Source organism: Methylomonas sp. EFPC1 (genome assembly GCF_016925515.1).
Classification (GTDB): Bacteria; Pseudomonadota; Gammaproteobacteria; order Methylococcales; family Methylomonadaceae; genus Methylomonas; species Methylomonas defluvii.
Genome location: NZ_CP070494.1, coordinates 141,867 through 162,843 on the forward strand (window position 1 = coordinate 141,867; position 20,977 = coordinate 162,843).

The 20,977-nt window shown below is 52.4% G+C and carries 15 protein-coding genes; 8 read left to right on the forward strand and 7 right to left on the reverse strand.

The annotated features are described in order from the left end of the window. Positions 1 to 32: 32 nt before the first annotated feature. Positions 33 to 746, forward strand: coding sequence for a DUF3240 family protein (locus tag JWZ98_RS00640; protein ID WP_033156866.1), 714 nt, complete (start codon positions 33 to 35; stop codon positions 744 to 746). A 227-nt stretch (positions 747 to 973) separates the two neighbouring features. On the opposite strand, the gene JWZ98_RS00645 is transcribed toward JWZ98_RS00640, so the two are convergent. Continuing rightward, the gene (locus tag JWZ98_RS00645; RefSeq protein ID WP_205452567.1) at positions 974 to 2,155 is read right to left on the reverse strand and encodes a DUF3466 family protein; all 1,182 of its coding nucleotides are present in this window, start codon (positions 2,153 to 2,155) and stop codon (positions 974 to 976) included. Between the two features lie 178 nt (positions 2,156 to 2,333). Then, positions 2,334 to 7,487, reverse strand: a complete 5,154-nt coding sequence (locus JWZ98_RS00650) for an MG2 domain-containing protein (RefSeq protein WP_240348160.1) — start codon at positions 7,485 to 7,487, stop codon at positions 2,334 to 2,336. A 31-nt stretch (positions 7,488 to 7,518) separates the two neighbouring features. Between JWZ98_RS00650 and JWZ98_RS00655 the strand changes: the two genes are divergently transcribed. Further along, positions 7,519 to 7,848: a hypothetical protein gene (locus JWZ98_RS00655; protein ID WP_205452569.1), complete on the forward strand. Its 330-nt coding sequence runs from the start codon at positions 7,519 to 7,521 to the stop codon at positions 7,846 to 7,848. Here JWZ98_RS00655 and JWZ98_RS00660 read toward each other — a convergent pair. From JWZ98_RS00660 to JWZ98_RS00680, 5 genes are all read right to left on the reverse strand, one after another. Next, the gene (locus tag JWZ98_RS00660) at positions 7,818 to 8,288 is read right to left on the reverse strand and encodes a hypothetical protein (protein ID WP_205452571.1); all 471 of its coding nucleotides are present in this window, start codon (positions 8,286 to 8,288) and stop codon (positions 7,818 to 7,820) included. The two genes, JWZ98_RS00655 and JWZ98_RS00660, sit on opposite strands and share 31 nt — an antisense overlap. Next, positions 8,285 to 9,973 carry a hypothetical protein gene (locus tag JWZ98_RS00665; RefSeq protein WP_205452573.1) on the reverse strand — a complete coding sequence of 563 codons (1,689 nt, stop codon included), beginning with the start codon at positions 9,971 to 9,973 and terminating at the stop codon, positions 8,285 to 8,287. Before JWZ98_RS00665 ends, JWZ98_RS00660 begins: the two co-directional genes overlap by 4 nt. Continuing rightward, on the reverse strand, positions 9,943 to 11,562 hold the full coding sequence (locus JWZ98_RS00670; RefSeq protein ID WP_205452575.1) for a DUF1175 family protein: 1,620 nt from the start codon (positions 11,560 to 11,562) through the stop codon (positions 9,943 to 9,945). The genes JWZ98_RS00665 and JWZ98_RS00670 overlap by 31 nt, the downstream gene beginning before the upstream one ends. A 239-nt stretch (positions 11,563 to 11,801) precedes the next feature. Next, entirely contained in the window at positions 11,802 to 12,518 is a 717-nt protein-coding gene (locus JWZ98_RS00675; protein WP_205452576.1) for a VPLPA-CTERM sorting domain-containing protein, read from the reverse strand. 96 nt (positions 12,519 to 12,614) lie between these two features. Continuing rightward, positions 12,615 to 14,780: a zeta toxin family protein gene (locus JWZ98_RS00680; protein ID WP_205452577.1), complete on the reverse strand. Its 2,166-nt coding sequence runs from the start codon at positions 14,778 to 14,780 to the stop codon at positions 12,615 to 12,617. Positions 14,781 to 15,083: 303 nt separating this feature from the next. Between JWZ98_RS00680 and glyQ the strand changes: the two genes are divergently transcribed. The 6 genes from glyQ to JWZ98_RS00710 are packed head-to-tail and all read left to right on the forward strand — an operon-like array spanning position 15,084 to position 20,885. After that, positions 15,084 to 15,989 (forward strand): glycine--tRNA ligase subunit alpha, encoded by a 906-nt coding sequence (glyQ, locus tag JWZ98_RS00685; RefSeq protein WP_171697209.1) that lies wholly within the window; start codon positions 15,084 to 15,086, stop codon positions 15,987 to 15,989. Positions 15,990 to 16,001: 12 nt separating this feature from the next. Further along, on the forward strand, positions 16,002 to 17,012 hold the full coding sequence (locus JWZ98_RS00690; protein WP_205452578.1) for an AAA family ATPase: 1,011 nt from the start codon (positions 16,002 to 16,004) through the stop codon (positions 17,010 to 17,012). Further along, positions 17,005 to 17,523, forward strand: a complete 519-nt coding sequence (locus JWZ98_RS00695; RefSeq protein WP_205452579.1) for a hypothetical protein — start codon at positions 17,005 to 17,007, stop codon at positions 17,521 to 17,523. The genes JWZ98_RS00690 and JWZ98_RS00695 overlap by 8 nt, the downstream gene beginning before the upstream one ends. Positions 17,524 to 17,546: 23 nt before the next feature. Further along, the gene (glyS, locus tag JWZ98_RS00700; RefSeq protein ID WP_205452580.1) at positions 17,547 to 19,616 is read left to right on the forward strand and encodes a glycine--tRNA ligase subunit beta; all 2,070 of its coding nucleotides are present in this window, start codon (positions 17,547 to 17,549) and stop codon (positions 19,614 to 19,616) included. Next, complete coding sequence (gene gmhB, locus JWZ98_RS00705; RefSeq protein ID WP_205452581.1) at positions 19,613 to 20,155, forward strand: D-glycero-beta-D-manno-heptose 1,7-bisphosphate 7-phosphatase; 543 nt, start codon at positions 19,613 to 19,615, stop codon at positions 20,153 to 20,155. Before glyS ends, gmhB begins: the two co-directional genes overlap by 4 nt. Further along, positions 20,121 to 20,885, forward strand: a complete 765-nt coding sequence (locus tag JWZ98_RS00710; RefSeq protein WP_205452583.1) for a lysophospholipid acyltransferase family protein — start codon at positions 20,121 to 20,123, stop codon at positions 20,883 to 20,885. Before gmhB ends, JWZ98_RS00710 begins: the two co-directional genes overlap by 35 nt. Positions 20,886 to 20,977: the final 92 nt, after the last annotated feature.

Consider the following 20,977-nt stretch of genomic DNA (forward strand, 5'->3'; position numbering starts at 1 on the left):
AATGAGCTATTTTCCTTGCCACACATAGCCCTATGAATATCTTTTTGCGTCGCATTCCTGCTAATACCAGGCATACTGAAATTTCCGAATTTGTGGCCCCTGCTTTGAAACGCGGCTTGTTCAGAAAATCCGGCCGTATAGTCGATGTGCAGATTCTGGCCTTACAGGATACCCGCATAGGCACTATCGAATACCATGGCGTGGTAACGCTGGATTCTGAGCTTTCCGTGCAAAGAGTTGTTAAAGGTTTAAAAAATCGCCGGTTTAACGGCAGAATGGTGGTGGTTAGGCCTTATTACCACCGTAGTTGGTACAACGACCCTCGCCAAAATCAGACGCCTGTGTCTGCCGATATTATCGAAAAGCGCAAGGGTGATCGCAGGCGCGGTAAGTATCTGCAAGTGATAAAAAATGCGTCTGATCGTTTTAACAGCGAAGATGATTTTTTTCGAACCGTGCATCATCAACAGTTCTCCATCTCATTTATCGTGCCGCCTATCATGGAGGGGCCGATGATGGAGTGCCTGACCAGTTTTGAGGAAGAGCTGCTTCATAGCGATACCGGTGAGCATAAGATCACCAAATTTCTCACCGAAGCCGACGATGCCGATCAGCAAACCGCGCGCTTTCAGATTTACGCCGAGAAAATGGCTATTTCCGCCTTGCTGGAAAAATTGAAGTCCGAATTTGCCGGGTCCGGTATCCATTACTGGATCATGCCGGTGGTCGAGAAAGGCGAAATTTAGCGCTTAATAATGCAAGCAAGCCCTAGGATGGTCGAGTATGGTATAAGTATTATGCGAATGGTTTGAGGCCATACCTGTTTATATTACCCAGTCAGACCGTATAAGGTGCAATAGCGTAAGCGTATTGCACCCATTCGCAAACAAAGACTCGGTGCATGTGGCTAGTGCCTATAGCACTCTACGGTTACCTCTTCGCGTTTTATAATTACTGCTTGTTGGATTTCTACTCAGTCTTGCTTAGACTGAACAAAATTTCTATTTTTACGAAACGAAAATACCAACCAACTCAACCCAATGCAGAAAAACCAAACAGCAGAAGGTACTGGGACTGCTGCGATTGGCGTTAAGAGGTAAGCGCGCTGCAAGCCGTTGAACATTCCCATCCCCACGATTTGACCATTGTCGTTAATGCCATCGGCCGAAAGCAGCTCCCAACCAGTGCCCCCTTCCGCTATAAGCAAATTCAGATCTGTCATTACGCCATCTCGCGTAGTAAATGCGTGATAACTGTATCCGCCAAGTTGCTGGCCATTGACATAATTTGATGTGTAAGAAATGCTGGCTTTACCAACTACTTGTCCTAAATTATTAATATCCGCACCCTCACTTTCACCTATGTCTGGAATGAATGTACCCAGATCGACCATCTGGCCTCCTGCTGCCGTCAAGAATGCATGGGTCTTTCCGGTTTTTGTGTAAGCGTAACCCGTTACCTGGCCTGTGTCGTTAATAGCGCTTGCCCAACTCGCTGTTCCGCCCAACGTACCCAAATCTATTTGCTGACCGTTAGGGTTGAAAATATAAGCATGGGTAAAATGACCGTAGTTCGTCTCAGAAAAATAATAAGGGGTTCTAGAATAATCAAAACCAGCAACTTGCCCGGAAGAATTAATGTCATTCCCTGAACTGAAACTACTACAGCAAACATAATATCCGGGCGGGTTGTCCACAAAGGCATTGGCGTCGCCGGTATTGTGAATAACTTGACCTGCGACTTGCCCAGCATCATTAATCCCCAGGCCAACGCTACTGTTACCACCATAGGTGCCAAGATCGGATAAAGCGCCATGAGCATTGGTTAAAAAGGCACGCCTTTTGCTGCTTGTGTCTAACAAATAGCCAGTTATTTGACCAGCATTATTAATGTCAAGCCCATAACTATTAAAACCGCTAGGTGTTACGACTTCTCGCATGGTCCCATTAGGATCAGCAATAAAAGCCCGGTAACTGCCGTCAGCGATTTGCGCTGAACCGGTGACTTGCCCGTTCGCGTTAATAGCTGTTGCCCAACTTGCCGAGCCACCCAAAGTACCCAGATTTGTTAGGCGAAAGGTTGGATCGGCTTGGGCGGCATTCGTCGCCAGCAAGCAGGCAACAAGCAAACTGGAATTTAAATAATAATTGGTCATATTGCTCCCTGGCCATCGGCCGTTATGTATACGTTTCACCCTAGATACCTAGCCGGTATCGAGGGAATTTATATGAATGGTGTTGATTTACCAAGTCTAGCTAGAGCGAAAATCATAGCACACAAGCATTCTTGGTCACTTAGGCTATAAATCGGTGGGATGATTGTCCAACGGTTACCTACCTGACACTCACCCGCCCCGCCAAACTATTCCCCTGCACAGCCTCGTTATACATATCAAAACCACTCGCCGGCGGGATTGAAGCACTGCCGGCTCTAGCGACGCGCCAGACCTGATACAAGGTCAACTCGCCGCCGGCTTGTAGTTTGGCAACGCGGACGATGCGGTCCGGGTAGCGTTGGGTTTCCTTGATATTGGCCCAGTAGCTGTCGTCCTTGGGCTGGATTTTGGCGTCGGCCAGGTAGGTTTCATCGTTTTCCTGACCTTCCGCCAAGCTGGGGATGCCGTCTTCAATGACAACAAACTCGCTGCCGGGTGCCGGTCGGCCGGCGGCGCTACGTTTGATGTGCACTTCGCTGACCACCACATCGCCGGGTTTCAAGGTCTGACTCATATCGATCAACTCGCTGCCTTTGGCGGTGATGCGGCGGAAGTTGCGTTGTACCTCCAGACCGGCAGCGCGAGCAGTGACCGCCGGATACGGTACTTCGACGTTGACTGTGGCGCTGGCGATTTCGTCGGCATTCAACTCAGCTAGATGAATTTCACTGAGGTCCGGGCTATCGCCAAAGCGGTTGAAGTTGCCCAGATAGCCGCCGGGTATGCGTTGCAATGCACCCAACGCAAAGCCGTCTTTGCTGCTGACCGAGATGCTGCGGGCGTTCTGCTTGGCCCCTGCCGCCGCTTCCTTAGACAACAATTCGCGGCTGTTGAAGATCACCTGAGCGGTATCGTAAGTCGATTGCCAGTAGCCGTTTTGCTGGGTTTGCAACAGCAAACGCTTCAGTTTGGCTTCCAATGCCGGCGGCAAGGCCTGCGCCTCGTTTAATGTGCCCAAACCGGCAGAAATCAGGCTGGGCACGCCAAATCCAAAACCCAAGCTGTTATACAACTCGCCACGCTGCTGCTGATAACTAGCCGGATCAATGGCATCCAACGCTAGTTGTAAGCGTTTGACCAAGTCATTTTTCAGCTGCGGACGGTCTTTGAATTGCTGGTTAAAGCTATGCCAGTTTTGATTTTCGTAAGCCTTGACGATACGCAGCGCGGCTATCAGATCACTCGCCTCGGCATGGACATTGGCAAGCAGTTTTTCGACAAAATCAGCCTGCTGCTGCCATGGTGCGTTGTAAGCATAACCAACCGTCGCGAAGCCGCTCAACACAAATCCATCCGCCGCCGCGTTGCTCTCGGCGTGATTGTTCAGCCAATCCATGCCTTTGAAATAGGCGTTATTCACGCCTTCCACTTGCAAGTCGTTGGCGTATTTCAAGGCTTGCAGCGCAATCAAAGTCACCGGCACGGTGGCTTCGCTGTCGCTGGGCCACAGGGCAAACCCGCCATCCGATTTTTGGTTTTGAATCAATTTACGCACACCCAGCGCCGCGTTCTGCTTGGCGCGTTGCAAAGTGTTTTCCAGCGGCCCCAATTGCTCGGGTTTCAGGCCGGCGCGTTCGATTAAATCCATTAACACCAGATTCGGCACGGTGCTGTGCGCCAGCTGCTCGGTGCAGCCGTAAGGATATTGCACCAGCATAGACGCCGCTTGCAGCGCAGCCCCGAGCAGGCCGGAATTGACCCGTACCGTCACTTGCCGCGGCTGGGATTGTGCAGGTAAATCGACGCGCAGCAGATTGTCCTGCTGAACGCTGCTATAAACCTGCGGCAGCGCGGCGGCTTTTAACGGAATTTCGAATTCCTCGGCACCACCGACGCGCACACCAGCCGGCGCGGTCAATGCCACCTTCAGCGCCGGCGCGCCTTGCCGGTCGTTGGCTGTTAAGCGTAAGGGCCACAGTTGCTCGGCTTTCGCAGCCAATTCGGATTGGGGAGAAGTCTCGCCGATTTGCAAAGGCAAGCTGTCCGGCAAGCTGATGCTGCCGGTCAGTTTCACCGGCTGGGCCAAGTGGTTGGTCAGTTTCACCGCTACGTCCACTTCGTCACCCTGCCGCAAAAATTGCGGCCCAACCATGTCCACCGCCACATCGGTAACGCTGCGGAATTGGCCGGTGGTTTCGCCGATGCGGCCATCCTTGTCGCTGGCGACCGCCGTGACCAGCCATTCGGTGACATTGGCCGGCATATCCACGTCGATCATGGCACTGCCTTTCGCGTCGGTGACAACATGCGGAAACCAGCCGGCGGTGTCGCGCATGGCTTTTTTCGCCAACTTGCTTTGGCTCTTCAAGGCACTGAGCGAGAAATTGGGTTTACGCAACAAGTCGGCGTAGCCGTAGCCTTGCAGATCGTCGGAGTAGAAAGTGGCTAGGTTACTGCGTTGCAGCGGATAGAAAAAGTCGAAAATGCCGGGCCGGAACTCGGCTTGCACCGCATACACAGCGCGATCGACGATGGACACCGCGATTTCGGTATTCGCCGCCGGGCTGCCGTCCGAGCGTTTGACTTGCAACTTGATCTTGGTGGGTTTCAGAGGCTCGGTTTCGGCTTTTTCTGGTTCGATGGCAATCTGCAAACGTTTTTCCCAGGGCACGATTCTGAAGCCCAGCGTTTGCTCCTTATACTTGCCGCCGGCCACCGGCACGGTGACGGTGTGGTAAAAACCGGTGCCGTATTCGGGTTTGGTCGTTACTTCAAACCAGCGACTGCGGCCTTGGGCCTGTGCGCTACGGCTGTCGAATAAACGCGCGCCGGCCACGGTTTCCCAGATGGCGCCGCTTTCGTTATTGCCCCAGGCCTTAGGCAACAAGGCAAACACCTTGGCTTGCTCGCCGGGGCTGAGGATGGTGGTGGGCGTGTACAGCTCCAGTTCCGGATTGTCGGCCACCGCTTCGCCGCCGCTGCCGGCGACGATTAAGGTGCTGGGTTGAGAACTGGCTGGATGGTTCAAGTTATGGCCATCCAGACTTTCCAAACGGGCGACGGCAGTGAGCCGGCCAAATTCCTTCAAGGCCGGAATAGTGAGTTTTTGCTGACCGCGCTCGTCGGTCGCGAAATCCAGTTTCACCAGGCTGCGCTTGCTGCTACCGGGCTGTTCCAGCATCACATCGACCACGCCGCCGGCTTTGGCGGCCGGCTTGCCGTCGGCATAGCTGGATTGCAACAGCAATTGCAAATCCTGATCCCCAACCGCCGCGACGGTTTTATTAAAACGCACGGCCGGCTGCGCCTCGGACAAGGTGGCGTAGATACTGTCGGTCAAAATCGCATTGCCGCCAGCCGCGTCCTGAGCGCGCACCATTAAAGAATAAATCCATTCCTGATCCGGCTTTTCCTGGTCGGCGGCCGGCACGGTAAACTCGAAACTACCGTCGCCGCTTTTATCCAGCTTGGCGGCGGTTTCCCAAGGGTTGCTGGCATCGACGGCCTGGCGCTCTTCGATAGAGCTATACAACCGTTGCGGCTGGGTCAATGGCGCGGCGGATTTGACCTGCCCAAAATAATCATTGCCAGCAGCTAAACCCGCGCCGGCTTCAGTCACAAATTGCGGGGCTTCGAACTTTTTCCGGTACAGAAATACTTCGAATTTGACGTTCTGCGGCACGCCGCCACTGTAACGTTTGGCGCGGAATTTTAATTTAAACGGCTGGCCGGCCTGTACCAGCGGACTATGGTCCAGCCATTCCAGATAAAACGTCGGCTTGATGTAATCGCGCACTCGGAATTCGCCGCCGTAAGCTTTGTGGTCTATCTCCGCCAGTAAGCGATACAAGCCCGGCGTCTGGCTGGAATCCAGATCGAAACTGCCGGAAAACGAGCCGAAATCGGTCAACTGCGTCTGGCCTTGCAAACCGGTGGCGTTGCCGTCGGCGCGAATCAGCGACACATCGGTTTGCTTGGATTGAAAGGCCGGAATCCGCAACTGGCCGTCCTGCAAATTGCGCACGATGCCTTTGTAATAAAAAGTCTCGCCGGGTTTGAAGATCGGCCGGTCGGTCATCACGAATACCGCATCGTCTTTGGCTTGCGTCGGCAGAAAGTCTGTGGCGGTCAACGCGGTGCGTGCCGCATCGCCGGGTTTGGCAGCCGGCGCATCGACACGTACCAGCAATTTGCCGTCCAACACCCCATCCGGACTGTTAAAGCTCAATTCGCCGGCGGCGTTGGTGTTGGCCGGCAAGGTTTGCCAGCGGCCACGGCCATCGCGATAACTGACTTTGGCGCCAGTCAGCGGTTGCAAGTCGCGGTTCATCGCCCGCACCAGCAGTTGCTCGCTGGATTGCTTGACCTGCACCGCCAGACTGCTGACTTGAATCAAGCACTGCGCTTCGTTCTTGCCTTGCACCGCTTGTAGCAAATAAATGCCGTCCGGCAACGGATCGAGTGCAATCTGCCGGACTTTATAACGATGTTCGCTCCAGGTGTCTTCGTTAAACCACCAACCCAAATCGTGGGTTTGCTGGCCGTTGCGCAGCAAATCGATATAGCTCTCTTTAACCACGCTAAAACCTTTAGGCGGCGCGACTAAAACCTGCTGCGGCACCGACACCAGCGGCTTTTCGGTGACTGTCAGCACAGAGCCGCTGAAGTTGGTTTCTTTCAAGGATTTGCGAAACTCTACATCCAACATGCCGCGCAACAACTGCAGCGGCGATTGCGCATTGTTCAGACCTTTGGCGAAATAGTGGCCAGGATTCAGCTCGCTGACCGGCTGCTCGTAACTGCGGCTGACGTTGAACTGGCCGTCCAGGAAGGATTCCAGATTGTTGGCTTTCAGCACCCGGATCAGCATAGGCTGGTCGGTAAGGGTGTAGTCCAGGCGGATGTTGGGGGCCTCGGTGTTGGTGAAGCTGCGTTCGGCGGTTAAATAGAATGGGCTGCCGGCCCATGAAGCGGTTGCGGTTAGTAATGGTACTAGCAGTAAGAAATGGCTGATGGCTTTGAGTAGGGCATTGGGATTTTGTGTCGCTGTCGCGACGGGTGTTTTAACGTCGGTTCTCGGACCGACAGCCGAGATACTTTCTTTTGCATCGCCAAAAGAAAGTATCCAAAGAAAAGGCGACCCGAATGCCGCTTGTTTCCTGCGCGCCGAAGGCTTGGAACGGGGTTTTCCGAAGGGGCTTCCCAGCTCCTGCGTAAAACGCGATGCATCCCTGCATCGCCCCTGCCGGGCTGATCCGTTCCAAGCCTCCGGTGCTCGGCGCCGCATACGGGACAGAAATCTGGCACTTACATCAGCAAACTGAACTAACATTGGATTTCCTGTTGAAATATGGAAAAGATTTATGGACCACCTGCATAGCCCGATAACTGATTTTCTTCGCGGCCCATTACTGTCAACTCCGCAAGGTTGGGTCGTTATTGGTTTTTCAGCTATTTATCTAATTTTCGGTTTTCTCATTTTATGGATTGGTCTTCCGCCAATATTTGGCTTAAAAACAGATGTGTTAGCGACTATTTGTTTTCTGTGGCCCGGCATTTTGTTTTTATATTTCGTTCGGGTGAGCAGCCCATCGTTTTTTCCTTCATTTTTAGAAGCCGCTTGGTTATGCGTCTACGCTATCGCTCCCATCGGTTTTTGGCTTTATAACAATTGGCATTCAATTTTTTCTTGAAAACGCATGGCAGCCAGTGGTTTTGTCCCGTATGCCGCGCCGAGCACCGAAGCTTTTGCCGAGATCAGCCCGATAGGGGAGCGGCAGGGATGCCGCTCGTTTTCGGAGGGGCTGGGAAGCCCCTTCCGAAAACCCTCGGCAAAAGCTTTGGCGCGCAGGATCAAAGCGGCATCCGGGTGGCTTTTTCTTTGGGTACTTTCTTTTGGCCAAGCAAAAGAAAGTACCTCGGCTGTCGGTCCGAGAACCGACATTAAATAAACCGTCGCGCTAGCGACACCTTCTAAGAGAGAAAATGAAACCAAGTTTTGAATCGCCTCACCCCAACCCTCTCCATCAGGAGAGGGAGTTGAGTCGTCAGCATTCAAAAAGCCAGTGGCAACGACAAAGGAAATCCCAACCACCACCAATAACAAACCAAAAAGCGAATTCAAAATAATCATTTCCCACCTTCTTGAGCTACCAACCTACCTTCCAAAGCAGCACCAGAACCTCCCTCAACCCTCCCCGCATAACTCAAAATCGGCAAACCGTAAAACAACTTATCCCCCTCCTGCCGCATCGCGGCCTTGGCGGCTTCATAGTCTTGCTGCCAGCGCGGGACAAACTCATTGGCTTCCGGCGCATTCCCCGCGCCGCCAGCTAGAAACAGTTCGCGCACTGCCGCGCCGGGGTTGACGAAAGCAGTCAGTTGCGCGGCTTGCCAGCGTCGTTTTTCAACACCGCGTTGCCAATCTAGCGGACTCAAAGACTGTTTGTTGCAGGCGTCTTTCATCCGGGTCAACAGGCTTTCCGAGCTGGCCGCCAGGAACAAACTGCCACCGGCGCATTCCACGCCCAAGTCCGGGTCTTTTAAATATTGCGCATAAGCGGCGCTGGCTTGCGGCTGCTGAGGGTTGGCGACGATGATGCCGACCGCGCCGCTCGGGCTATCGGCGGTGAAATCCCAAACCAAACCTATGCCGGCCGGCTCGGCTCCAGGAGATTGGGTAGAAGGGCCTTTTGTAGCCAATGCCTGCCAGTCGGCTGTGGTTAAATCGGGCGATAAGGCCAGACTGGCAGCCACGCCGGCAAAGGCGTCATGCGGGATGCTGGCTAACACACCTTCGAATAATTGTCCGTGCAATTGGCTTTGCCAGGCTGCGGTCGGCAGATTCAGCGTACCCAGTTCGCCGTCTTTCAACGCAAAATCCCATTGCAGCGGATAGGTCGGCGCGCCGGTCAGCACCGGCAACAAATTATCGATAAAGGCTTCGCTACGTAGAGTCACACTCAGCGGTGCGTCGCTGCGGCGGCTTTGCGGGGCAATGCTGTCGATCACATTCAATAACGCTTCCAGGCTTTGCGCCAGATAAATCCGCTCACGGAATTGAGTGAAAAACAGTTTTTGCAAACCGATACGAGCTTCCAGGATCGGTTCCGGCAGTTTATTGAGGCGGTAACCACTCGTTGCCAACACGCCGGCCAAGGCCGGCATGGCTTGATCGGCAAACTGGCTGTCGCTACGCGAGTAGCTGATGACCCAACCCTGGCTGGCATGGGTCATGTCGTAATGCAGCTCGGCATTGGCGGTGACAGCGTCGCGCAGCAGTTGCGTCAGAAACTCGCCTTGCAGGCCTTCCAGATTGAGTTGCTCGGCTTTGACTTTCAGACTTTGTAACAAACCAAAAAACAAACCTTGCACGAAGCGATTGCCGAGCAAGCTTTGCACTTGCGGCTGCGCATCCCACCAGTTTAAAAATGCTTCGCCCTGATTGAAGTTAAGGGTAAAAGCCACCGGATGTTTCTTTACATACCAGGTTGCCTGCTTTGGACAATCGGCGGGACGCTGCACGGTCATGTCCATCGTGGTACCAGAGCCAACATCGCCACCGGTCAAAGCTGGACAGTGATCGTCGCCGGCCGGCACCTCGTCGTTGCTGCCGACCAGCGAAGTGCTGGCGTCCAAATCGTTATTGGCGGAGTCGCGCAATTTTACGGTCAAATCCAACAGCGGCAGACCGGCGCGCATCAAGCGGCTTATCGGCTGCCGGGAATAATCCTGATAGCCGACGATGCCGGCGGTAGCGGTCAGCACCGCCGCCGAGACGATCACGGTCAGGCGTTTTGCGGGGCTAAGCGGTTCCATTCGTACACTCCAAGGAAATAGGGGTTTTCAGCGCGGGGGACCCACACCGGATCGGGGGATTGCAATAATTCGGCGACGCTGACTACTCGCACTTGGGCTGCTTCGCCTTGCGCACCGTTGTGGTATACGGCCAGATTTTGCGGATGACCGGCGGCGAACAGCATCAAGTGATAGGGTTCATCATTGATCAGTGGCTTTTGGTAGACCAGTAAATCCCCGCTTCGCGCCGCCGCCAGGTCACGGGATTTCAAACGAAAGTTGTAGCCGATCAGGGTTTCGGCATCGGCAAAATGGCCGTAGCGCGGCTGGCCGTTAGTCAGGCCGGTTTGCCAGATTCGCGGGTAGTCCGGGATGACTTTACGAGCCTGTTCGGATAAAGGCGGCAATTTCAGTTTGGCCGGCACACCGAGTTTGGCGGTGCGGGCCGCGTCGCGCGGCTCCAGAGCGGTGCGGTAAGCAAAACGCACCAGCCCGGCGCAGTCGCGCTGTTTGGGCTCCCAGAGTGGACTGAGTTTGCGGGCTTGCAGTAAGGCTACGTCGGTGACGACTTGGCGCAACGCGTCGGCATCTTGCGGCGGCAGATAGATTGGCTTGTTTTTATTCTCCTCTCCCCGACCCTCTCCAGCAGGAGAGGGAGCAGATGCCAACCCTGTTCCAGTCGGCTCCAATGTTCCCAAGTCTTCGCCGTTTTCTTCGCCTTCCCGCTTGGGTTCGTGTTTGATGTATTCCTGTACTTCAACCGGCATATCCCGCTCGGCATCCTGACCAGGCACATAGATTTTTGCCGGCTGGCGGTTGCCTTGGATAACGACATAGGCCAGGGTTTTGGTTTCGCCGGGCCGGGCCAGCGGTTTTTGCACGCGGCGCCGACTTTCTGTGGGTAAACCTTCGTCGAGGATAATATCCAGATTAGCCACGGTATGCTGCACCGCGCCACCCGGCCAGTAATTGGTGTCGATGCGGAACACGCCGAGCGGCGGGGCCGGATGCACATACAGATAGGGCCCGTAGCCGGGCTGATCAAAGTTGTCGCCGTTTTGATTTAAAAAGAAGATGCCGCCGCTGTTGGAGTTGGTGTCCGCCCAATACATATGGCTGTTGTCCGGCTCGTAGATATGCAAATCGGTGTAGACGCCGTCGCTGTCGCTGGTCAGCACCACTTTCAGGCCAATCGAAGCAATCACCGCATCGACGGTGGTCGACGCTTTGGCGACGCCCGCGCTGTTAGCGCATTCGGCGATGACGGTGTTCTTGCCCTTGGCAGCCGGAAAGGCTCGGGAGAAACTGCCGTTGGCATTGCGCACGTAGTAACGCACGCCGTTGATGTTGACCACAATCGGATCGGCGCTTGGGTCGGAACAGGTGCCAGCCACGGTGATTTGCAGTCCGCTGGTCCAGCCGCCTGCCGGCTTGCTCAGCGTCAGCGTTGGTGCTGTGGCGGATTCGGTTGTCGAGGGATGCTGTTGCCCACGGCGGGTCAGAATATCCGGATCGTCGCTAGGCGCGGCGCGGCTTTGAGCCGATAAAACCAGCAGAAAGGCCGTAACCCAGCCCAGCCAGCGAATATCGAACAAGTGAGGTATCCGCATTAAGGCCTCCATCGGGCTACCGGATTTAACTAGTGCTGGAAATGTAGCAAGCAAATCGGCTAACGGCAAATCTAACTGCCGGTTGTTCTGCATAACGGGGACAGGCCACATTTTTTGGCGCAAAAAAATCCCTCCCCTCCGGCTGGAGCGAGGGATCTTCTTCGTTAAGAGATAAAAGGCAAAAGAAAGAACGCCGATAGGCGAATCTTTAAGCTGGGCCGATTATTCCATGCTTAGGTTTAAACTGCAGTCCGACGGCGTTGCAGGCCTAAAAAGCCAACCAAACCAGTCAAGAACATCCAGGCCGCTGCTGGCAGAGGAACCGGAGAACCTAAACCGCCGCCGCCAGCCGTTTCACCGTTGCTAACAAATGAATCGCTTTCTCCGTCCGCACCGATTGATCTGACATGTAAGCCGATGCGCAATAAGTCGTCTTGCAAGCCGCGCCCAAGGTCCAAAAAGCTAACGCCAGTTTGCAAGGCTATACGAATACCCAGCAAATCGTTACTGGCGTTGATCCCATTATTAGGATTGCCTGGATTAACATCGGCACCAAAACCAGAAGTTGCAACAAAACCGATTGTGTTGCCACTTGGCAAATTACTTGGGTTCAGGGTAGTACCGAAATCGGTAGTGCCACCAAGATTCAGAAAAGGGGCATATTGAGACAGCAGAAAATTGCTATCGTCAAAATAGATTTCGGCAATATTGGAAGCAATTCCCACAGCGTTTTTAAACGTGAATAACACGTCAGTGGCACCAATGCTTTGATTCAAAATTGAAAAAGCATCGGCTTGATTGAATACATTAACACTAAATTGGCTAGCCACGTTTTGACTGCTGTTATTAGTAACACGGGTAAAATCCAAGCTAATAGGCGACGCAAAGACCTGGGCGCTGGATAACAGCAATGCCCCGGCAGCTAAAAACGATTTGCTTAAAACGAACGATTTCATTGCAAGATTCCTCATGATTTAAAAAGCGATGATTCATTCTATAGGCTAAGCAAATCACTCACAACCCTCCCAAAAGGGCAGTAACAAAGGTTGAATTTATTCCAGCGTCCCTTGCAATCGGGTAATCCAAGCGTCTTTCGCATTCGGGTCAACATGAAATGCCAGCGCCACCGGTTTGTGAAGCAGGCCGTCCTCGCCGGACGCATTGGGGTTGAGCTGGCGTTTCTCGATAAAATCGATCAAGCGCCGCAGATGGTAAACCAGTAATACCCGATTGCTTTCGCTGCCTTTGTAGATTAAATAGCCGACGTTGTCTTCGCTCAAGTCCGGGTTCCGGGCGATCAGCGCGGTCAGTCGGGTTTCGCAATCGCCGGTCAGGCTTTTCAACACCGAATCCGGATGTTGGCGGATAAACTCAAGTAGATGCCCGACCAAGTGGCCGGCCAACTGTTGCTGTTGCAATTGCTCCAGCTCGGCATCGCTAAGCAAGACACTTTCCGCCACCAAGTAATGCTTATCCCGCTCACCGTCGTTGGCAAACAGCGAAATTTTCGCCAGCGCTGTGTCTTCAAGGGCATTTAGAAATTCTTGCGGCGAACGGATGTGTTTGTCGATGGTGACCACCCAGGGCAAAGCGCGGCCGGTGGCTTCAAAGCGCGATTTGACGCTGCCGATCACACCGGAACGCGACAACTCCAGTTCCCGCCCGACCGGCTTCACCAGAAATGCATCGACGGCGGCGATCTGGGTACGAAAGCCGGCGGTTTGGAAGTGTTTGATGGCGGTCGAATAGCGCGGATGATAGGGAATGCCGGTGCCGTCGTACAGAATATTGATCCGCAATTCGCGTGCCCGTTGCGCTACCAGGTCGCGCAGCCGGTTGGCGAACGGTTCGACGTAAACGTAGTCGTCGCTATGATGATTGGCGGCGGTCAGCAAGCGGTATAGATCGCTGAGCTTTCTGAATTCGTCCAGGGAGGCGATGACAAAATTGTCGCCGCACAGCGCCGTGGCGATTTCCTCGACCGCTGTTTTGCCTGCACCGGCGCCGCCCATGCTCATCAGAAAATGCGGTTGGTCTACCGGGGATTTGCCGGCGAAAATGGCGTCTCTCGCGGCGATTAAAATGCGGGTGATTTTGGCTAAGCGCTCGTAGGCAATTTCCACAGTACGGCGCAAGCGCACTTCGTGACGAGCGGCGACCAGCATTTTTTGTTTTAAGGCTTCGTTGTCCGCCAATAAAAATAGATTGGCTTGCTCGCCGGCGCACTGCTTCAGTAAATCCATCAATTCGGCTTGGCTGGGGGAGCGCAAGCCGGTGAGCATATTCACGTCCAGGCAAAACAGCGGCGCAACACCATCTTCACGAATCGGGATCGCATCGATCTCGAATTTGCCAGGGGCGCGCAAATCTTCGGTACCCGGCAGATAGCCGATGATGTGCTCGGACACGCTCAAAGGGTTGTCGGCAAAATGCTGGCCGGCGATCAGTTGTTCGGCGGTAATACTACTCAGCGGCACCAGACCGCCCGTCACTGTGATCAGGCATTCGATGCCGTCGCTGGTGGTATGCGACAGAAACGGAATCCCTAATAGAAAGCGTTTGTTTTCCGGCCATTTGCCGTAGCGGTTGGCTTGGTTGTGCAGGCTTTTAATGCGCCTGGGATCGAGGGCGTGCGTAAAGGCGCGGCTCAGCGCCCGGTGTTGACTATTATGATCGTGCAGTACCAAAGCGTCTTCGGCAGTTAGGCGGCGAAAATCGATGCCTTGTTCGTAGACGGCTTTGAAGGCCGGCAGGTTACCCAGCGCGGTAATGAAAAAATCCAGCGTCATCCGATTGCCGTAGCCATAAGGCCGAATGATCCGCAAGGAATGATAAAAGTTGGCCAGTCGCTCGGCGATGTCCTCGCTATGAATCACAAAGCCATTGTTATCGAAAATTGCCGTATCGCTATTGCTGTCGCCATCCAGCACCAAGCGCTCGATAGCCACACGGAACTGTTTGCGTTTATCGGCATCCGGCATCGTGCCGGGGCGGTGGGTGACTGTGGGCTGTTCCTTCCAATCGCTGAACATTTCGCGATGAATGCGCGAGTACAAGCCGGTCATGTAAGTAACGCGCTTGGTCTGGTCGTGCGAGACGGTGATTTCCAGCTCTTGCAACAAGGTCGACAACAGTCCGGCGCCTTGGGCAATAGCCAGCGCGGTACGCAGGCGTTTTAGCGGCCTGTAACCCGGAAGATTCCGGCTGGGGTTTTGCATAATCCACCCTCTTATTTTTATAGTTATTATTTTCTGGGGCTGATCTTACCCGGTTATTGGCGGAGAAGGAATATTGGCTGAATGTCTTGCAACGGAAAACTACTATTATTGGCGGTTGAGTAAGTCGGTATGGCATTCCGGCTTGTGAGGACGCTAGTGGGGATCCAGAGCGCACAGATTCCGCTTGCCTGGAGCGATGTTAGCAGGCTTGAGCGGGATTCTTTAAAGCCCCCTTGGCGCCTGTCTAGCGAGTACTTTTCAGGTACAATAAACTCATTTTTTATCTATCAAGTGGCTCCCGACGTGTCGATTAGCAAAAACGATGTCTCTACTTTTCAGGGCCTGATTCTGACCTTACAGGAATACTGGTCGAATCAGGGTTGTGTGTTGTTGCAACCTTTGGATCAGGAAGTGGGCGCCGGTACCTTTCATCCCGCCACGTTCTTGCGCGCCATTGGTCCAGAGCCTTGGAACAGCGCTTACGTACAACCTTCGCGGCGCCCGACCGACGGCCGTTTCGGGGAAAATCCCAACCGCTTGCAGCATTATTACCAATTTCAGGTAATCATGAAGCCCTCGCCGGACAATATCCAGGAGTTGTATCTGGGATCATTGCGGCATCTGGGCCTGGATTTGCTGGAACACGACATCCGTTTTGTGGAAGACAACTGGGAGTCGCCAACGCTGGGTGCCTGGGGGCTGGGTTGGGAAGTGTGGTTGAACGGCATGGAAGTCACCCAATTTACCTACTTTCAACAAGTCGGCGGCCTGGAATGTCGGCCGGTAAGCGGTGAAATTACTTACGGCCTGGAACGGATTGCGATGTATCTACAAGGCGTCGAAAGCGTCTACGATTTGGTCTGGACCCGCGGTCCGCAAGGCGTGGTCACCTATGGCGACGTGTTCCATCAAAACGAAGTGGAAATGTCCGAGTTCAACTTCGATCACGCCAATGTCGATTTCCTATTCCAATGTTTCGACACCTACGAGCGTGAATGCCTGATGCTGCTGGAAAAAAACTTGCCGCTGCCGGCTTACGAAATGGTCTTAAAAGCCTCCCACTCTTTTAATCTACTCGATGCCCGTCACGCCATCTCGGTCACCGAGCGTCAACGTTACATCCTACGGGTGCGTAACATGGCCAAATCGGTCGCCGAAGCCTATTACGCACGGCGCGAAAGTTTGGGTTTTCCGATGTGCGGCAATTAAGCGGAACTTAGCGTGAGCGTGTTTTTCAATTCATTACGGATTCGTAATTTCAAGTCGCTTAAAGACGTGACATTGCCGGATTGCAAGCGAATTAATGTGCTGATTGGAAAGCCCAATGTCGGTAAATCGAATATATTGGAGGCGATTGGGTTATTTTCGCTACCTTATATTCGATATAGTCAAAGCGATAAAATTACTCAATTTGTCAAATTAGACAGCTTGGAAGAAATGTTCTTTGACGGAAATACCGAAAACACTATCGAGATTAACACAGACAAAAACAGCTCTCTTTCTATAAAACTCGAAGAGATAGATCATAAAGAGCAGATCACAATAAGCATAAGCTCGGGATCATCATATTCCGGACAGACCTCATTGGAAGTCAATCAAGAGCTTAGTGTTTTATATCACGAACAGATATTTTGCGAATCAAACTTTAGATACTATAAGTTTCCAAACACATTTTATTTTGATAAGCATTCACTAAAAGAACTAATACCGCCTAGCGGTATCAATTTATTTCAAGTGGCGCAAAAAGGCCAATTAAAGAAAGAGCTATCTAAACTATTTCAAGAGTATCGCCTTAAGTTACTGTTTGACAAAACCAATCACACATTAAGAATTATAAAAGAGATAGATGACAATTCAGTTGTTTCTTTGCCATTTACCTCAATCGCCGACACCCTGCAACGGATTGTATTTTTCAAAGCTGCAATTGCTTCTAACACCGATGCGATCCTGTTATTTGAGGAACCGGAAGCGCACTGCTTTCTGCCCTACATCGCTCACATCACTCAGGAAGTGATTGCCGCGCAAACCAACCAGTTCTTTATCGCCACTCATAGTCCTTATGTGCTGAATGCGTTTTTGGAGCAAAGCCGCGAGGAATTAGCCATATTTATTGTCGATTATCGTGATGGCCAAACCGTTATAAACCGTTTAACCGATACCGAATTAAGCGAAGTCTACGATTATGGCATTGACGTATTTTTTAACTACGAGCGATTCACGCAACATGGATAATCATATTTTGCCTGAGTGTTTTATCGATACTATGTTGACCGAAGCTTTGGTGCAAGACATTTTCAAATCCAATCATCAATATGGTTGCAGCACAGTAACCAAAGTCATGCGCGAACGTTTTGCCGACAGTTTTGCGGTAGGCGTGTTAGATGATGACAAAAAAAAAACACCTTATTTAAATGAATTGAACTTAATTTCAGATAAGTCTGGTTTAAAACTGTACAAGCATCCAGATAAACACCATTATCTGATTTTGCATCCGCCGATTGAGCAATGGCTATTGGATGAAGCGAATACAGCCAATATCGACTTGAGTAACTACCAATTACCCGGCGAGCGTAGCGCCTTGCAAAAACAAACCAAAACGACTACCAGCAAACACGATCCACGCTTTAAAAGATTGTTTCGTGATCTAAAAGCCTGCGATAACTTTAATCGCTTATCGAATTGGCTAAGTTATTTAAAACAGCATCCTTACGATGCCTGTATCGAACATTTACAACATTTATAAACCTTGCAATATAGGCAAACGCTGTGACTATGACACAAAATTTACTGTTCGAACTGGGCTGCGAGGAATTGCCGCCGAAGTCTTTGAAAAAACTCAGCCAGGCCTTGCTGGACAATATTTTGGCCGGCTTGCAAGAAGCCGGTTTGAGCTATGGCCAAGGCCGCGCGTATGCCACGCCGCGCCGCTTGGCGGTATTGATAGACGATCTGCAAACCTTTCAGGCTGATAAAGTTGTTGAAAAGCGCGGTCCGGCCATTCAGGCGGCTTACGGTCCCGACGGTTCACCTAGCAAGGCCGCGCTGGGTTTTGCCGCCAGTTGCGGTGCGTCTTTTGAGGATTTGGAGAAGCTGGAAACCGACAAGGGGTCTTGGCTGATATTCAAACAAGCGGTGAAAGGCCAAGCCACTGCCGAGTTGATCCCTGACATTATCCGCAAAAGTTTGGCCAATTTACCGATTGCCAAACGGATGCGCTGGGGAAGTTTCGATGCCGAATTTGCCCGGCCGGTACATTGGGCGGTTTTGCTGTTGGGTTCTGAAATTCTGATTACCGATATTCTCGGCCGCACGACCGGTCGCGTCACTCGTGGTCACCGCTTTCATTCGCCACTGGATTTGAGCATCGGTAGTCCACACGAATATCTGGACATCCTCAAACAGCACGGCAAGGTGCTGGCCGATTTCGAAGAACGCATGACCATCATCCGCGATGCTGCGAATCAGGCTGCCAGCAATGTTGGCGGGATTGCCCATATCGAAGACGATTTGCTTGAGGAAGTGGCGGCATTAAACGAATGGCCGGTGCCGGTCGTGGGTAATTTCGATGCGCGTTTTCTGGAATTGCCGCAGGAGGTGTTGATCACCACCATGCAGGCCAACCAGAAATATTTTCCGGTTAAAAATGCTGCAGGCCGATTGTTGCCGCATTTTATTACTTTCGCCAATATCGAAAGCTCCAACCCCGATTCCATCCGCCAAGGCAATGAGCGCGTGGTGCTGCCGCGTTTGGTTGATGCCGAGTTTTTCTGGAAACAGGATAGAAAACAATCGCTGGCCGATCGGGTCGAGAGCCTGAAAAGCATCGTCTTCCAAAAAGACCTGGGTACCTTGTTCGATAAAACCGAGCGTGTAGCCAAGCTTGCGGCTTTGGTTGCCGAAAAATTGGGCGCCGACGTGGAGCTTGCCAGACGAGCCGCATTGCTGGCCAAAACCGATTTGATGACCAATATGGTCGGCGAATTCGCCAATCTGCAAGGCACAATGGGCCGCTATTACGCAGCGGCGGACGGCGAACATGCCGACGTGGCTTTAGCCTTGGAAGAACATTATTATCCCAAGCAGTCTGGCGGCGCGACACCGAGCGGTCAAATCGGCCAGGCGTTGGCGCTGGCGGAAAAAATCGACACCCTGGCCGGTATTTTCAGCGCAGGCTTAATTCCAACCGGCGATAAAGACCCGTACGCCTTGCGTCGAGCGACGCTGGGCATCTTGCGGGTACTGATCGAAAACGGTATTGGATTGGATGTCGTTGAACTGTTGGATGCGGCGCTGGATCAGTTCAGTCACGGCTTTAATAAAGCCGAAACCCGGCAAAAAGTGATAGGTTTTCTGTTTGACCGTCTAAAAGGCTATTGTCTGGATCAAGGCTATACCAGCCACGAGTTCGAAGCGGTATTGGCGGTTAATCCGACTAGTCCGTTGGATTTCATGCTGCGTATTCGCGCTGTGCAAGGTTTTAGAGCCTTGCCGGAAGCGGAAAGTCTGGCGGCGGCGAACAAACGCATTATCAACATCCTGAAAAAATCGGATCAAGCGCCTACGGAGAGCATTGGTACTTTGGTAGAAGCCGCCGAGAAAAACTTGTTGGCAGCCGCCGAGCAATCGGAAGCCGATATTTTGCCGTTGTTGGCCGAACAGCATTATCCGCTGGCCCTGAGCCGGCTGGCGCAGTTACGCGATAGCGTCGATGCGTTTTTCGATAATGTGATGGTGAATACCGACGACGAAGATTTACGCAACAGCCGTTTGGCATTGCTGGCCAAATTGTCCAATCAATTCCTGAAAATCGCCGATATTTCCAAACTGCAATCGTGACCGAGCGTTACGTTATTCTGGATCGGGACGGCACCATCAATGTCGATTCCGACGACTTTATCAAATCACCGGAAGAATGGCTGCCGCTGGCCGGCAGCCTGGAAGCCATCGCGCTGTTAAATCGGCATGGCTACAAAGTCGTGGTGATTACGAATCAGTCGGGGATTGCCAGGGGCTTATTCGATTTGGCAACGCTGGCGGCGATACATGCCAAAATGCGGCAATTGGCGTCCCAGGCCGACGGACACATAGAAGCCATTTATTTTTGCCCTCACGGCCCAAACGACACTTGTGACTGCCGCAAACCTCTGGACGGACTGTTTCGGCGGTTTGCCGCCGATACGCAAGCTGATTTGAGCCGGACTTATGCGATTGGCGACTCCTTGCGCGATATTCAGGCCGCGGAATCGGCCGGTGCCAAACCTATTCTGGTCAAAACCGGGAAAGGCGAAAAAACTGCCCTTAATAATCCACAACGTAACGTTCCTATTTTCGATAATCTTTATGACGCAGCCACGCACATCGTCTCGACAGCCTGATTTCAGAGTCTATTTAGGCTCGACATTGTTGTTCATTTACATAGTATTCTCGACGCTGATTGTTGGTGTAGCCATCTTGGGCGGTTATTTTCTGCCGTTTCCGATGCGCTATAAAATCGCCGATATTTGGATCGATTGCCTGTTGTTCATGTTGAAGCTTTGTTGTGGTTTAAGTTATGAGGTGGAAGGGCTGGAGAACATTCCGCGCGATCAGGCGGCGATTATTCTCAGCAAACATCAGTCGGCCTGGGAAACGGTGGCTTTGCGGCAATTTATTTCCCCGCAAACCGCGGTTTTGAAAAAATCGTTGCTGCAAATCCCGTTTGGCGGTTGGGCGCTGGCGACATTAAAACCCATCGCGATAGACCGGCAAAATCAGAAAGAAGCGCTAAAAATGTTGATCGATCAAGGGATTCAGCGTTTGCAGGAAGGCTTGTTCGTGGTGGTGTTTCCGGAGGGAACCCGAGTGGCACCGGGAGCGCATAAAAAATTTAATGCGGGTGGCGCAATGCTGGCGCAAAAATCCGGTTTTCCGGTGATTCCGCTGGCGCACAATGCAGGAGAATATTGGCCGCGCAACAGTTTTTTGAAATATCCGGGCGTTATTAAGGTCAAGATTGGGCCGGTTATCAGTAGCATTGATAAAAAATCGAAGGATATTAACGCAGAGGCCGAAGCCTGGATTAATAAAGCGATGTTGCAAATCGATGCAGAACGAATAGCAGGGTAATTCGAATTAGGGGGCTAAAATTTAAGCTGCAAAAAAAAAGGCCCGCATTCGCGGGCCTTTTTCTTCAAGCTTAAAGATTAAAGCGCTACAGA

Bases quoted from the DNA above. Each gene is read 5' to 3' on its own strand.
- JWZ98_RS00650 (WP_240348160.1), bottom strand. From the start codon at position 7,487: ATGTTAGTTCAGTTTGCTGATGTAAGTGCCAGATTTCTGTCCCGTATG.
- JWZ98_RS00695 (WP_205452579.1), top strand. From the start codon at position 17,005: ATGGATAATCATATTTTGCCTGAGTGTTTTATCGATACTATGTTGACC.
- JWZ98_RS00645 (WP_205452567.1), bottom strand. From the start codon at position 2,155: ATGACCAATTATTATTTAAATTCCAGTTTGCTTGTTGCCTGCTTGCTG.
- JWZ98_RS00660 (WP_205452571.1), bottom strand. From the start codon at position 8,288: ATGATTATTTTGAATTCGCTTTTTGGTTTGTTATTGGTGGTGGTTGGG.
- JWZ98_RS00680 (WP_205452577.1), bottom strand. From the start codon at position 14,780: ATGCAAAACCCCAGCCGGAATCTTCCGGGTTACAGGCCGCTAAAACGC.
- JWZ98_RS00640 (WP_033156866.1), top strand. From the start codon at position 33: ATGAATATCTTTTTGCGTCGCATTCCTGCTAATACCAGGCATACTGAA.
- JWZ98_RS00670 (WP_205452575.1), bottom strand. From the start codon at position 11,562: ATGCGGATACCTCACTTGTTCGATATTCGCTGGCTGGGCTGGGTTACG.
- JWZ98_RS00675 (WP_205452576.1), bottom strand. From the start codon at position 12,518: ATGAAATCGTTCGTTTTAAGCAAATCGTTTTTAGCTGCCGGGGCATTG.
- JWZ98_RS00655 (WP_205452569.1), top strand. From the start codon at position 7,519: ATGGACCACCTGCATAGCCCGATAACTGATTTTCTTCGCGGCCCATTA.
- JWZ98_RS00665 (WP_205452573.1), bottom strand. From the start codon at position 9,973: ATGGAACCGCTTAGCCCCGCAAAACGCCTGACCGTGATCGTCTCGGCG.
- JWZ98_RS00710 (WP_205452583.1), top strand. From the start codon at position 20,121: ATGACGCAGCCACGCACATCGTCTCGACAGCCTGATTTCAGAGTCTAT.